Annotated in this window: 11 protein-coding genes; 9 read left to right on the top strand and 2 right to left on the bottom strand. The window is 72.9% G+C overall.

Translation table 11 applies throughout. The features are described 5' to 3' along the window. The first annotated feature begins 105 nt into the window (after positions 1-105). The 7 genes from pdhA (at position 106) to AB5L52_RS21375 (ending at position 8233) form a co-directional block, all read left to right on the top strand. The gene (gene pdhA, locus AB5L52_RS21405) at positions 106-1260 is read left to right on the top strand and encodes a pyruvate dehydrogenase (acetyl-transferring) E1 component subunit alpha (RefSeq protein WP_351566353.1); all 1155 of its coding nucleotides are present in this window, start codon (positions 106-108) and stop codon (positions 1258-1260) included. After that, positions 1257-2261: an alpha-ketoacid dehydrogenase subunit beta gene (locus tag AB5L52_RS21400; RefSeq protein WP_351017154.1), complete on the top strand. Its 1005-nt coding sequence runs from the start codon at positions 1257-1259 to the stop codon at positions 2259-2261. Before pdhA ends, AB5L52_RS21400 begins: the two co-directional genes overlap by 4 nt. Further along, positions 2261-3745 (top strand): dihydrolipoamide acetyltransferase family protein, encoded by a 1485-nt coding sequence (locus tag AB5L52_RS21395; RefSeq protein ID WP_351566355.1) that lies wholly within the window; start codon positions 2261-2263, stop codon positions 3743-3745. Before AB5L52_RS21400 ends, AB5L52_RS21395 begins: the two co-directional genes overlap by 1 nt. Before the next feature lie 69 nt (positions 3746-3814). Further along, positions 3815-4738, top strand: coding sequence for an NTP transferase domain-containing protein (locus AB5L52_RS21390; RefSeq protein WP_351566357.1), 924 nt, complete (start codon positions 3815-3817; stop codon positions 4736-4738). Continuing rightward, positions 4735-6084, top strand: coding sequence for a molybdopterin molybdotransferase MoeA (locus tag AB5L52_RS21385; protein WP_351566359.1), 1350 nt, complete (start codon positions 4735-4737; stop codon positions 6082-6084). Before AB5L52_RS21390 ends, AB5L52_RS21385 begins: the two co-directional genes overlap by 4 nt. Beyond that, a complete protein-coding gene (locus AB5L52_RS21380; RefSeq protein ID WP_351566361.1) occupies positions 6081-7178 on the top strand; it encodes a potassium channel family protein in 1098 nt (365 codons plus the stop codon). Before AB5L52_RS21385 ends, AB5L52_RS21380 begins: the two co-directional genes overlap by 4 nt. Before the next feature lie 74 nt (positions 7179-7252). Continuing rightward, a complete protein-coding gene (locus tag AB5L52_RS21375; protein ID WP_351017169.1) occupies positions 7253-8233 on the top strand; it encodes an NAD(P)H-quinone oxidoreductase in 981 nt (326 codons plus the stop codon). Between the two features lie 45 nt (positions 8234-8278). Here the strand turns inward: AB5L52_RS21375 and AB5L52_RS21370 are convergent, their stop codons facing one another. Beyond that, a complete protein-coding gene (locus AB5L52_RS21370; RefSeq protein ID WP_369365677.1) occupies positions 8279-9007 on the bottom strand; it encodes a hypothetical protein in 729 nt (242 codons plus the stop codon). Between the two features lie 174 nt (positions 9008-9181). Between AB5L52_RS21370 and AB5L52_RS21365 the strand changes: the two genes are divergently transcribed. After that, positions 9182-9724, top strand: coding sequence for a bacterial proteasome activator family protein (locus AB5L52_RS21365; RefSeq protein ID WP_351017175.1), 543 nt, complete (start codon positions 9182-9184; stop codon positions 9722-9724). Positions 9725-9839: 115 nt separating this feature from the next. On the opposite strand, the gene AB5L52_RS21360 is transcribed toward AB5L52_RS21365, so the two are convergent. Beyond that, a complete protein-coding gene (locus AB5L52_RS21360) occupies positions 9840-11471 on the bottom strand; it encodes a protein kinase (protein WP_369365674.1) in 1632 nt (543 codons plus the stop codon). A 343-nt stretch (positions 11472-11814) separates the two neighbouring features. Between AB5L52_RS21360 and AB5L52_RS21355 the strand changes: the two genes are divergently transcribed. Continuing rightward, complete coding sequence (locus tag AB5L52_RS21355; RefSeq protein ID WP_351566370.1) at positions 11815-13461, top strand: protein kinase; 1647 nt, start codon at positions 11815-11817, stop codon at positions 13459-13461. Positions 13462-13533: the final 72 nt, after the last annotated feature.

The raw sequence follows: 13533 nt of genomic DNA, 5'->3' as shown, positions 1-13533 counted from the left end.
TGGAGGGGCCTGTAGCCAAAATGTGCCGACGACCGAACAATCGGTTGGTGAGGCGCTTCACAGCCGACGCGCCTCCCGTAGCCGCTCCCACGAGGAGGTGCCGTCATGACGGTCATGGAGCAGCGGGGCGCGTACCGGCCATCGCCGCCGCCCGCCTGGCAGCCCCGTATGGACCCCGCGCCGCTGCTGCCCGACGCCGAGCCCTACCGCGTCCTCGGTACGGAGGCGGCCGCCAAGGCCGATCCGGACCTGCTGCGCCGGCTCTATGCCCAGCTGGTGCGCGGCCGCCGCTACAACACACAGGCCACCGCCCTCACCAAACAGGGCCGCCTCGCCGTCTACCCCTCCAGCACCGGCCAGGAGGCCTGCGAGGTCGCCGCCGCCCTGGCCCTGGAAGAGCGCGACTGGCTCTTCCCCAGCTACCGCGACACGCTCGCCGTCGTCGCCCGCGGCGTCGACCCCGTCGAGGCCCTCACCCTGCTGCGCGGCGACTGGCACAGCGGCTACGACCCCTCCGCCCACCGCGTGGCCCCCCTCTCCACCCCGCTGGCCACCCAGCTGCCGCACGCCGTCGGTCTCGCCCACGCCGCCCGCCTCAAGGGCGACGACGTGGTCGCGCTCGCCCTGGTCGGCGACGGCGGCACCAGCGAGGGCGACTTCCACGAGGCGCTGAACTTCGCCGCCGTCTGGCAGGCACCCGTCGTCTTCCTCGTACAGAACAACGGCTTCGCGATCTCCGTCCCGCTCGCCAAGCAGACCGCAGCGCCCTCCCTGGCCCACAAGGCCGTCGGGTACGGCATGCCGGGCCGGCTGGTCGACGGCAACGACGCGGCGGCCGTGCACGAGGTCCTCAGCGACGCCGTACGGCACGCGCGTGCGGGCGGCGGCCCGACCCTGGTGGAAGCGGTGACCTACCGGATCGACGCCCACACCAACGCCGACGACGCCACCCGCTACCGCGCCGACGCCGAGGTCGAGGCCTGGCGCGCCCACGACCCGATCGAGTTGCTGGAGGCGGAGCTGACCGGGCGCGGGCTGCTCGACGAGGCCGGTATCGAGACCGCCCGGCAGGACGCCGAGGAGATGGCAGCCGACCTGCGCGACCGCATGAACCGCGACCCCGAACTGGACCCCATGGCCCTCTTCGACCACGTCTACGCCGAGACCACCGCCCAACTACGGGAACAGCGCGCCCTGCTCAGGGCCGAACTGGAAGCCGAGCAGGAGCAGCACGGCGAGCGGGAAGGCGGCGCCCGATGACCACTGTGGCCGTCAAGCCCGCCACCATGGCGCAGGCCCTCACGCGCGCGTTGCGTGACGCGATGGCCGCCGACCCCGCCGTGCACGTCATGGGCGAGGACGTCGGCGCCCTCGGCGGTGTCTTCCGGGTCACCGACGGCCTCACCAAGGAGTTCGGCGAGGACCGCTGCACCGACACCCCGCTCGCCGAGGCCGGCATCCTCGGCACCGCCGTCGGCATGGCCATGTACGGCCTGCGCCCGGTGGTGGAGATGCAGTTCGACGCCTTCGCCTACCCCGCGTTCGAGCAGCTGATCAGCCATGTCTCCCGGATGCGCAACCGCACGCGCGGCCGGATGCCCCTGCCGATCACCATCCGCGTCCCGTACGGCGGCGGCATCGGCGGCGTCGAGCACCACAGCGACTCCTCCGAGGCGTACTACATGGCCACGCCCGGAGTGCACGTGGTCACGCCTGCGACCGTCGCCGACGCCTACGGCCTGCTGCGCCAGGCCATCGCCTCCGACGACCCGGTCGTCTTCCTGGAGCCGAAGCGGCTGTACTGGTCGAAGGACACCTGGAACCCCGAGCATCCGACGGACGTCGAGCCCATCGGCCGGGCGGTCGTCAGGCGCCCGGGCCGCAGCGCCACCCTCCTCACCTACGGCCCCTCCCTGCCGGTCTGCCTGGAGGCCGCCGAGGCCGCGCAGGCCGAGGGCTGGGACCTGGAAGTCGTCGACCTGCGCTCGCTGGTGCCGTTCGACGACGAGACGGTCTGCGCGGCCGTCCGGCGCACCGGACGCGCGGTCGTCGTCCACGAGTCCACCGGGTTCGGCGGACCGGGCGGCGAGATCGCGGCCCGGATCACCGAGCGCTGTTTCCACCACCTGGAGGCGCCGGTGCTGCGCGTGGCCGGCTTCGACATCCCCTACCCGCCGCCCATGCTGGAGCGGCACCATCTGCCCGGCGTCGACCGCATCCTGGACGCCGTGGCCCGGCTGCAGTGGGAGGCCGAGGGCTGATGGCACAGGTGCTGGAGTTCAAGCTCCCCGACCTCGGCGAGGGACTCACCGAGGCGGAGATCGTCCGCTGGCTGGTCCAGGTCGGCGACGTCGTCGCCGTCGACCAGCCGGTCGTCGAGGTCGAGACGGCCAAGGCGATGGTCGAGGTCCCCTGCCCCTACGGCGGTGTGATCACCGCCCGCTTCGGCGAGGAGGGCACCGAACTGCCGGTCGGCGCACCGCTGCTGACCGTCGCGGTGGGACCGGCGGTTCCCGCGGGCGAGACCGAGGGATCGGGCAACGTCCTGGTCGGATACGGCACCTCGGAAGCGCCCACACGGCGCCGCAGGGTACGGCCGACGCCGGTGGCGACCCGCGGCGCGAACACCGGGACCGGAAGTGACGGCACCCCGCTCGCGAACCCCGGGCCCGGCGGAGCCGGTACGCCGGTCGCGAGCGCGCCGTCCGGGACGCCGGCGGCCGGGCGGCCGGGCGCGGCCGTGGCGTTCACCGAAGGGGCGCGGCAGAACGGGACCCCGGTCTCCCCCGGTACGGCTCACGCAGGCGTGGCCGCACCGCACGCCGAAGGCCCCGTGCCCGTGATCTCCCCGCTGGTGCGCAGGCTCGCCCGCGAGGGCGGCGTGGACCTGCGGCAGCTGGCGGGCTCGGGCCCGGACGGGCTGATCCTGCGCGCTGACGTCGAGGACGTCCTGCGCGGCCGGGCCGCCCCGGGCAGCCGTACGGCCGAGGCGGCCGGCGCGGCGGCCGCGGCCGTCACGACCCCGCCCGCCCCCACCTCTTCGGCCACGCGCGTCGCAGGCATCCGCGTCCCCCTCAAGGGCGTGCGCGGCGCCGTCGCCGACAAGCTGTCCCGCAGCCGCCGGGAGATCCCGGACGCCACCTGCTGGGTCGACGCCGACGCGACCGAACTCATGCGCGCGCGTGCCGCGATGAACGCATCCGGTGCGCCGAAGATCTCCCTGCTGGCGCTGCTCGCCCGCATCTGCACGGCCGCGCTCGCCCGGTTCCCCGAGCTGAACTCGTACGTCGACGCCGAGGCCCGTGAGGTCGTCCAGCTCGACCACGTCCACCTCGGATTCGCCGCGCAGACCGAGCGCGGGCTCGTCGTGCCGGTCGTCCGGGACGCCCACGCGCGCGACGCCGAGTCGCTGACCGCCGAGTTCGCCCGGCTCACCGAGGCCGCCCGCACCGGGACGCTGACCCCGGGGGAACTCACGGGCGGCACCTTCACGTTGAACAACTACGGGGTCTTCGGCGTCGACGGCTCCACCCCGATCATCAACCACCCCGAGGCGGCCATGCTCGGCGTCGGCCGGATCGTCCCCAAACCCTGGGTGCACGAGGGCGAGCTGGCGGTGCGCCAGGTCGTCCAGCTCTCGCTCACCTTCGACCACCGGGTGTGCGACGGCGGCACGGCCGGCGGCTTCCTGCGCTACGTGGCGGACTGCGTGGAGCAGCCGGCGGTGCTCCTGCGCACGCTGTGACCCCCGCGGGGCTCGGAAGCAGGGCCCCGCGGACGATACAAGCGCGGTCTCCCGGGACATACTCGGGGGATGAGCGACAACGCCCCCGCCACCGGGACGCCAGTGCCGTACGACGCCGTCGTGCTGGCCGGCGGCGCCGCCCGGCGGCTCGGCGGGGCCGACAAACCCGGACTGCGGGTCGGGGGCCGGACGCTCATCGACCGGGTGCTCGCGGCCTGCGCGGGCGCCGGCACCACCGTCGTGGTGGCCGGCCGGCGGCCCACCACGCGACCGGTGCGCTGGGCGCGCGAGGAGCCGCCCGGCTCCGGACCGGTCGCCGCGCTGGCGGCCGGCCTGCGGCTCACCACCGCCGAGCACACCGTCGTCCTCTCCGCCGACCTGCCCTTTCTCCAACCGGACACGCTGCGGCACCTGTTGACCGTGCTGCGCGAGACCGACGCCGACGGCGCGCTGCTCACCGACGCCGACGGCCGTGATCAGCCGCTCGTGGCCGCCTACCGGACCGCCGCGCTCCGCCGCGAGCTGGCCGCCCTCGCCGCCGCGCCCGACGGCCTCGCCGGACTGCCCCTGCGCCGCCTGACCGGCGCCCTCAGCCTCACCCGAGTCCCGGACCCCCTCGCGTCCTTCGACTGCGACACCTGGGACGACCTCGTCAACGCCAGGGCACGCATCAGGGAGCATGGGCACGTGTTGGAAGAATGGATCTCCGCAGTCAAGAACGAGCTGGGCATCGACCTGGACGTCGACACCGGCGTCCTGCTCGACCTGGCCCGCGACGCCGCGCACGGCGTGGCCCGGCCCGCCGCCCCGCTGACCACCTTCCTCGTCGGATACGCAGCGGCCCAGGGCAAGGGAGGCCCCGAAGCGGTCGCCGAGGCCGCGCGCAAGGCGGTCGCGCTCGCGCTGCGCTGGGAGGAAGAGAACAACGGCGGCGGGAAAAACGGGGGCGGAAAAGAGGGCAGCGGGGGCGCGAGCGCCCAGGACGCCGGATGACCGCCCCCGGAACCCGGGCCGCAGCGCCCGCCGAGGACAGCGACGACCTCGACGTCGAGGAGGCCCTGGCCCTCGTGAGGGAAGCCAAGGACGACCACCCGGGCCAGGTGCCCGCACCGGCACCCGCAGCGCACGGCGAGGAGCACCGCGCCATCCCATGGCGCCAGGCCCGCGAGACCGCCGCCCGCGCCGCCCGCGCCCGTGCCCGCCGTGCCCCCGTCACCGTGCCCCTCGGCGACACCCTCGGCCTCGTCCTGGCCGCCCCGCTCGACGCGCTCACCGACCTGCCCTCCTTCGACACCTCCGCGATGGACGGCTGGGCGGTCGCCGGGCCCGGCCCCTGGGACGTACGGGACGAGGGCGTGCTCGCCGGGCACGCGCAGCCGGAGCCGCTCACCGACGGCGAGGCGGTCCGCATCGCCACCGGCGCCCGCATCCCCGCCGACACCACCGCCGTGCTGCGCAGCGAGCACGGCCGCACCGACGCACAGGGCCGGCTCCACGCCACCCGGGAACTGGCGCACGGCCAGGACATCCGCCCGCGCGCCCAGGAATGCCGCGGCGGCGACCAGTTGCTGCCCGTCGGCACCCTGGTCACTCCCGCCGTCCTGGGCCTCGCCGCGGCGGCCGGATACGACACCCTCACCGCCGTACCGCGTCCGCGTGCCGAAGTCCTCGTCCTCGGCGACGAATTGCTGACCGAAGGACTGCCGCACGACGGGCTGATCCGGGACGCGCTCGGCCCCATGCTGCCGCCCTGGCTGCGCGCGCTCGGCGCCGAGGTCGTCGCGGTGCGCCGGATCGGCGACGACGCCGAGGCCCTGCACCAGGCCGTCACCGGCTCCGCGGCCGACCTCGTCGTCACCACCGGCGGTACCGCGGGCGGACCGGTCGACCATGTCCATCCCGTCCTGGAGCGCATCGGCGCCGAACTCCTCGTCGACGGCGTCAAGGTGCGCCCCGGCCACCCCATGCTGCTGGCCCGCACCAAGGACGCCCAGCACCTCGTCGGCCTGCCCGGCAACCCCCTCGCCGCCGTCTCCGGCCTGCTCACGCTCGCCGAGCCGTTGCTGCGCACCCTGGCCGCCCACCCGGCCCCCGAGCCGTACACGCTGCCGCTCAAGGAGGCGATCCAGGGGCACCCGCACGACACCCGGCTCGTCCCCGTGGTGCTGCGCGGTGACTGCGCCGCTCCGCTGCACTACAACGGTCCGGCCATGCTCCGCGGCATCGCCGCCGCCGACGCACTCGCCGTCGTACCGCCCGGTGGGGCCGGGCAGGGTCAGGAGACCGAGCTGCTGGACCTGCCGTGGGCGGCCGCGGGCATCGAGGTGTGTTTCACGTGAAACTTCCGGGCCATGACGCCATCGCCCGCCAGGCGGGCGACCATCTGGTGACCCATCGGGTGAAACTCCCGAAGAAAGTGGTGGAGCGCCCGATCCGCCAGGTCGTCAAACGGCTGCTCATGGCCCTGCTCGTGCTGGTCGCCACTGCCCTGGTCGTCTACGCCGACCACGACGGCTACCACGACAACGCCGATGACTCGGTCGACCTGCTCGATGCCTTCTACTACGCCACCGTGACGCTCTCCACCACCGGATACGGCGACATCACCCCGGTCAGCGACGGTGCCCGGCTCACCAACATCTTCGTCATCACGCCCCTGCGCGTGCTGTTCCTGATCATTCTGGTCGGCACCACGCTGGAGGTCCTCACCGAACGCACCCGGGAGGAATGGCGCCTGAACCGCTGGAGGTCCGCCTTGCGCGACCACACCGTCGTCATCGGCTTCGGCACCAAGGGACGGTCGGCGATCCAGACCGTCTGCGCGACGGGGCTGAAACAGGAGCAGGTGGTCGTGGTGGACCCGAGCGCCAAGGCCGTCGACGCGGCGACCGCCGAGGGCTACGCGGGGGTCATGGGTGACGCCACCCGCAGTGATGTGCTCCGGCGGGCCGAGCTGCACAAGGCCCGGCAGATCATCGTCGCTCCCCAGCGCGACGACACCGCCGTCCTCGTCACGCTGACGGCCCGGCAGCTCAACCGGAGCGCGAAGATCGTGGCCGCCGTACGCGAGGAGGAGAACGCACCGCTGCTCCAGCAGTCCGGGGCCGACGCCGTCATCACCAGCGCCAGCGCCGCCGGCCGGCTGCTCGGCCTCTCCGTGCTCAGCCCCGCCGCCGGCATGGTCATGGAAGACCTGATCCAGCAGGGCAGCGGGCTGGACCTCGTCGAACGCCCGGTGGTCCGCGCCGAGGTGGGCAAGCGGACGCGTGAGACCGACGACCTCGTGGTGAGCGTCGTACGCGGGCACCGGGTGCTCGGTTACGACGACCCGGCCATCGGCGCCCTCCAGCTGACCGACCGGCTGATCACGATCGTCCGCGCGTCCCCCGGTGCCCAGGTCACCCCGGACAACCGGCCGTTGCCCCGCAGCTGACGCGGCGTCCTGCACATCCGGCGGCGAGCGGGTCAACCCCGGACAGGCCGGCTGCGGGGAGTAGCGTCACGGGCATGCATGCGATCACGATTCCCGAACCTGGCGGTCCCGAGGCGCTGGTGTGGGCGGAGGTCCCCGACCCGGTGCCCGGCGAGGGCGAGGTGCTGGTCGAGGTGGTGGCCAGCGCCGTCAACCGTGCCGACATCCTGCAGCGACAGGGCTTCTACAACCCGCCGCCCGGCGCCTCCCCCTACCCCGGCCTGGAGTGTTCCGGCAGGATCGCCGCACTCGGCCCCGGAGTCTCCGGCTGGGCCGTCGGCGACGAGGTGTGCGCGCTGCTCTCGGGCGGCGGATACGCCGAGAAGGTCGTCGTACCGGCCGGGCAGCTGCTGCCTGTGCCCGAGGGTGTCGACCTCACCCAGGCCGCCGCGCTGCCCGAGGTGGTCTGCACGGTCTGGTCCAACGTGTTCATGATCGCCCACCTGCGGCCCGGCGAGACGCTGCTCGTGCACGGCGGGTCCAGCGGCATCGGCACCATGGCGATCCAGCTCGCCAAGGCCGTCGGGGCCAAGGTCGCGGTGACGGCCGGTACGAAGGAGAAGCTGGAGCGCTGCGCCGAGCTGGGCGCGGACATCCTGATCAACTATCGCGAGCAGGACTTCGTCGCCGAGGTCAAGGCGGGCACCGGGGGCGACGGGGCCGATGTGATCCTGGACAACATGGGGGCGAAGTACCTGGAGCGCAACGTCCAGGCGCTCGCCGTCAGCGGGCGTCTCGCGATCATCGGTATGCAGGGCGGGGTCAAGGGCGAGCTGAACATCGGCACGCTGCTCGGCAAGCGGGCCGCGATCAGTGCGACCTCGCTGCGGGCGCGGCCGCTCAGTGAGAAGGCGGCGATCGTGGCGGCGGTGCGGGAGCATGTGTGGCCGTTGCTCGCCGGCGGGCATGTGCGGCCGGTTGTGGACCGGGAGTTGCCGATGGCCGAGGCGGCCGAGGGACATCGGGTGGTGGAGGCGAGCGGGCACGTCGGCAAGGTGCTGCTGGTGACGCCGTAGCGCCATGGGATGGTGCCCTGCCCTTGGGGGAACGGCCTGCCGTCGTCAGTCCTTGCGGAGTCTCAGGCCCAGGAAGGCCAGGGCCAGGCCGAGGCCGATGAGGACCAGGCCGGTGCCCAGGGGGAGGATCTGCAGAACCGGCTGGGTGGCGGTCCGGCCCTGCTGGGGGGCGTTCTGGGTGCGGGGCTGGTCGAGACCGGCCTGGTCGGGGGCGTCCGAGGGGGGCGAGGTCGCGGACGGGAGGACCGCGGTCTCCGGTTCCTCCGGCCGGCCGGTGCCCGGAGCCTGGGTGGGTACGGGGTCGTTGTCACCCTCCACCTCGGCCGCGGGCCCGTCCGGCCGGCCCGGCCGCATCCGCCCCTCGCCGGCCCGGCTGCCCGCACGGGTCGGCTCGACCGTCGACACCGGGCGGTAGGAGGCCGAGGCCGAGTCGGAGGGCATGGCGGCCGGCGAGGGGCGGATGCCGGGGGAGCCCCCGGGATCGTGCCTGCGGGCCCGGTCGTGGCCGGGAGCGCGAGCGTGATCGGCGGGGGCGAGGGCGTCCGGGGTCTTGTGGGCCGTCTCCCGCGAGTGGCCCGGGGGGTCCGGGCGGCGGAGGTGCCTCGGTGCGGCGGGGCTGCCCGCGGCGGGGATGTGGCGGTGGGCCGGGACGGGGGAGGTTCCGGCGCCCGGGGCGGCGGCGTAGGCGGGGGCGGTGCCGTACGCGGGCACGGTCGTCGCGAGGACGAGGAGCAGTCGTACCCAGTGGTGGGTGATGCGCAGCCATGGAGTCACGCCGGTGACCTCCCGGAGCCCGGATGTCGTGATCGATGGATGACCGACGGAATCCAGCCTCACATTCCATGGCAAACAGGGCATTTCAGGATGCGCCGTAGGGTCTAAACGGTGGATCACCCCCATGAGGGGGCACCACGGTGGTGAGGTGTAGGGGTGCGAGAGAATGGCTGCATGGAGATGCCGAGGAACGAACGGTCGCCGGAGAATCCGCAGATCCTGGTCGTGGGCCAGGACGGTATGGCGCTCAGTGGCGGCAACGGAGACGAGGACTCCCGCGAGATCCCGGTGACGGACCAGGTGGAACAGCCCGCCAAGGTCATGCGCATCGGCAGCATGATCAAGCAGCTCCTGGAGGAGGTGCGTGTCGCTCCTCTGGACGAGGCGAGCCGGGCCCGGCTCAAGGAGATCCACCGCAGTTCGGTGAAGGAGCTGGAGGACGGCCTCGCCCCCGAGCTGGTCGACGAGCTGGAGCGGCTCTCCCTGCCGTTCATGGACGACGTGACCCCCAGCGACGCGGAACTGCGGATCGCGCAGGCGCAGTTGGTGGGCTGGCTGGAAGGCCTCTTCCACGGGATCCAGACCACGCTGTTCGCCCAGCAGATGGCCGCGCGGGCCCAGCTGGAGCAGATGCGCCGCGCGCTCCCGCCGGGCGTGACCGGCCACGAGGGCGACGACCCCCGCGCCGCGGGCCGCTCGGGCGGGCCCTACCTGTAACGCCCCCGCCCGACAGCTTCACCTGACAGCCCCGCCTGACAAGCCCCACCCGACGACGAACGGAGCCCGGCACGCAATCGTGCCGGGCTCCCCTGTCATCCGCAGGCGGCCGGTGTCAGGCAGGGTTGCCTGTCGAGACCGTGAGCTCGATCGTTCCTGGGTTCTTCTTGTCGACGGCCGTGCCCTCGGACGGGAACTGGTCGAGGACGGTGTCCTTGCCCCAGGTGTTGTCGTTCTGCGACGTGATCTTGTACTCCCAGCCCGCGGCCTGGAAACACGCCTTCACGGAGTTGAGGTCCTTGTACCGGAAGTCGGGCAGATCGATCTTGGTCTCGTCGTTCCAGTTCTTGTCCGGCTCCGTGCATTTGGTCTTGTCGATCACCCGGGTCCGGTCCGGCCCGCGGTAGCCCGCCTGGTGGGACGAGGCCGAGGCGCTCGCGCCACCGCCGCCGCCCTTGTCGTCACTTCCGCCGTTGCTCATCGTCAACGCGACGACGAGGGCGACAACCGCGACGAGCGACACCACGACCGAGCCGATGATCACCGGCTTGTTGCTCTTGCCGCCGTCGGCACCCGGCGCGGACGGCTGTGCGGCCGGCTGCGGCGCGCCCGCGTACGGCGGCGGGGTCTGTGCGCCCTGCGGGCCGTAGCCCACCGGAGGCGTCTGATAGCCGGCCTGCTGCGGGTAGCCGTAGGCCGCCGGGGCGGGCGTCTGCGGTGCGCCGTACGGGCCGGGCTGGTACGGCGTCTGGACCGGCCCCGGGGCCGCCTGGGCGGTCCGGTCGACCGGCGGGAACACCGCGGAGCCGACGCCCGAGCCGCTCTGCATCGGCATGGCGCCCGGCACGATGCTCGGCGCGGCCGCCTGGAAGGAGGCGGCGACGCGCAGGCACTCGTCGCGCATGGCCTCGGCGGTCGGAAAACGCTCGTTCGGGTTCTTCTTCAGCGCACGGGCGACCAGCGCGTCCACCGCGGGCGGCAGGGACCGGTTGATCGAGGAAGGAGCCACCGGCTCCTCCTGCACATGCGCGTACGCGATCGCCAGCGGCGAGTCCGCGTCGAACGGCAGCCGCCCGGTGACCAGCTGGAACAGCATGATGCCGACCGAGTACAGATCGGAGCGGGCGTCCACGCCACGGCCGAGGGCCTGCTCCGGCGAGAGGTACTGCGGGGTGCCGACGACCATGCCGGTCTGGGTCATCGACGTCACGCCGGACTGCATGGCACGGGCGATGCCGAAGTCCATGACCTTGACCACGCCGCGCTTGGTCATCATCACGTTGCCCGGCTTGATGTCGCGGTGGACCAGCCCCATCTCATGGCTGATCTCCAGCGCCGCCAGCACGTCCGCGGTGACCTTCAGCGCCTTGTCGGCGGGCATCGCGCCGTACTGCTGGATGTCCGCATCGAGGACCGAGCCGAGCGGGCGGCCCTCGATGTACTCCATGACGATGTACGGCGTCGTCAGGCCGCCGAGATCGTCCTCGCCGGTGTCGAAGACGGAGACGATGTTGGTGTGCGTGAGCTTGGCCACGGCCTGGGCCTCGCGGCGAAAGCGCTCGCGGAAGGCCTGTTCCCGGCCGAGTTCCGTGTGGAGTGTCTTGATCGCGACCTGGCGGTCGAGCACGGCGTCGTACGCCAGGTGCACCGAGGCCATGCCGCCCTCGCCGAGCAGGTCCCGCAGCTGGTAGCGACCGCCGGCCAGCGACTGCCCCGTATACCGGCCGTGTGCGCCGTCCTGGCTCATCTCTCCGTGTCCCCCACTGGCCGTCCGGCGTCTTAGCTCATCGCACGGGCCTTGATCGAATGTGTCATTCCCGGCCAAGTCTGCCCCAGGGCACTGACACGTCAAGCTCGGTGCCCGTTCCGTGACCGTACGCGCAAGAAGCGTCGCGCAAGCGTTACAGGGGGCGTACCAGCGGTACACAGAATTTGCACGACAGCGCGTGCTACAGGTTTCATGGCCGGTCTGGCTCCGGCCGGTCCCGGTTCCGGTTCCGAACCGGCGGCTGGCGCCGAGGCTGTAGCGTGGCCGACGGAGACCGTGACAACACCGCGCGCACCGCGGGCAGAAACGACGGCGAGGACTGATGGCACAGACGCAGCGCGCCCAGGGCCCGTCCGACCCCGAGGCGACTGGCGGCGGCATGTCGGACGCGCCGGAGATGTGGGGCAACGGAGGGCTCGTCGGCGACGGCCGGTACCGGCTGACCCACCGGCTCGGCCGGGGCGGCATGGCCGAGGTCTTCGCGGCCGAGGACGTCCGGCTGGGCCGTACCGTCGCGGTCAAGCTGCTCCGCGCGGACCTGGCCGAGGACCCGGTCTCCAAGGCCCGCTTCACCCGCGAGGCACAGTCGGTCGCCGGTCTCAACCACCACGCGATCGTCGCCGTGTACGACTCCGGCGAGGACTTCGTCGGCGGTCAGTCCGTGCCGTACATCGTGATGGAGCTGGTCGAGGGCCGCACCATCCGCGATCTGCTGATCAACGCCGAGGCGCCGGGCCCCGAGCAGGCCCTGATCATCGTCTCCGGGGTGCTGGAAGCGCTCGCCTACTCGCACCAGCACGGCATCGTGCACCGTGACATCAAGCCCGCCAACGTGATCATCACCAACAGCGGCGCCGTCAAGGTGATGGACTTCGGCATCGCGCGCGCCCTGCACGGCGCCTCGACAACGATGACGCAGACCGGCATGGTCATGGGCACGCCGCAGTACCTGTCTCCTGAGCAGGCGCTCGGCAAGGCCGTGGACCACCGCTCCGACCTGTACGCGACCGGCTGCCTGCTCTACGAACTCCTCGCGCTGCGGCCCCCGTTCACCGGCGAGACCCCGCTGTCGGTGGTCTACCAGCACGTCCAGGACATCCCGACCCAGCCCTCCGCCATCTCCGACGGCTGCCCGCCGGAGCTGGACGGCCTGGTCATGCGCTCGCTCGCCAAGGAACCGGACGACCGGTTCCAGACGGCCGAGGAGATGCGCGGCATGGTCCAGTACGGCCTGCAGATGCTGTACGAGCAGGGCGGCCACACCGGCACCTGGAACACCGGCCCGGTGGCCGCGCACGACGGTCGGCACACCCCGCCGGGCGGCTTCACGGGCACGACCGCGATGCAGCACCCGGGCGAGTACGGCGCCGGGACCGCGCAGATCCCGCAGCCGATCCTGCCGTCCGGTTACGGCAACGGCGACGACGGCGGTTTCGAGGGGCACGGCAACAAGGGCAGCGGCCGCGGCAAGCTGTGGATCCTCGCCGTCCTCGCGGTCATCGCGATCGCGGTGGGGGTTGCGCTGGCCGTGCGGGGCACGAGCGGCAACGCCGGCACCGGCTCCGACACCAAGCCGCCGACGACGCACTCGCAGACCTCGAAGGACGACTCGACCTCCCCGAGCCCGTCGGACGACACCACCGACCAGCCTTCGGACCCCGCCACCGGCAACGGCTCGGGCACGGACTCGGGTGGGTCCGGCTACACCCCGTCATCCACGCCGTCGCAGTCGCAGAGCACCGGCCCGACCAACCAGCCGACGAATCCGTCGACCTCGCCGTCGGACTCCTCGAACCCGACGACCGGGGGCACCGACGCGGGCACCACGGACGGCGGCACGGACGCGGGTACGACGGACGGCGGCACGACCACCGGCACCACGAACGGCGGCACGACCACCGGCACCACGAACGGCGGCACCAACGCGGGCACCACGGCGGACGGCGGCACGAGCCTGCCCACCGGTTGAAGGACGCCTACGGCGCCGGCGCCGGCCTCTCCTTGAGCCCACCCGCCGGCGCCCGCCTCGGCCGATCCACGG

The organism is Streptomyces sp. CG4, assembly GCF_041080655.1.
Taxonomy (GTDB): Bacteria; Actinomycetota; Actinomycetes; order Streptomycetales; family Streptomycetaceae; genus Streptomyces.
The sequence above is the reverse complement of the archived record's forward strand: the minus strand, read 5'-3'. Positions and strand labels throughout refer to the sequence as shown.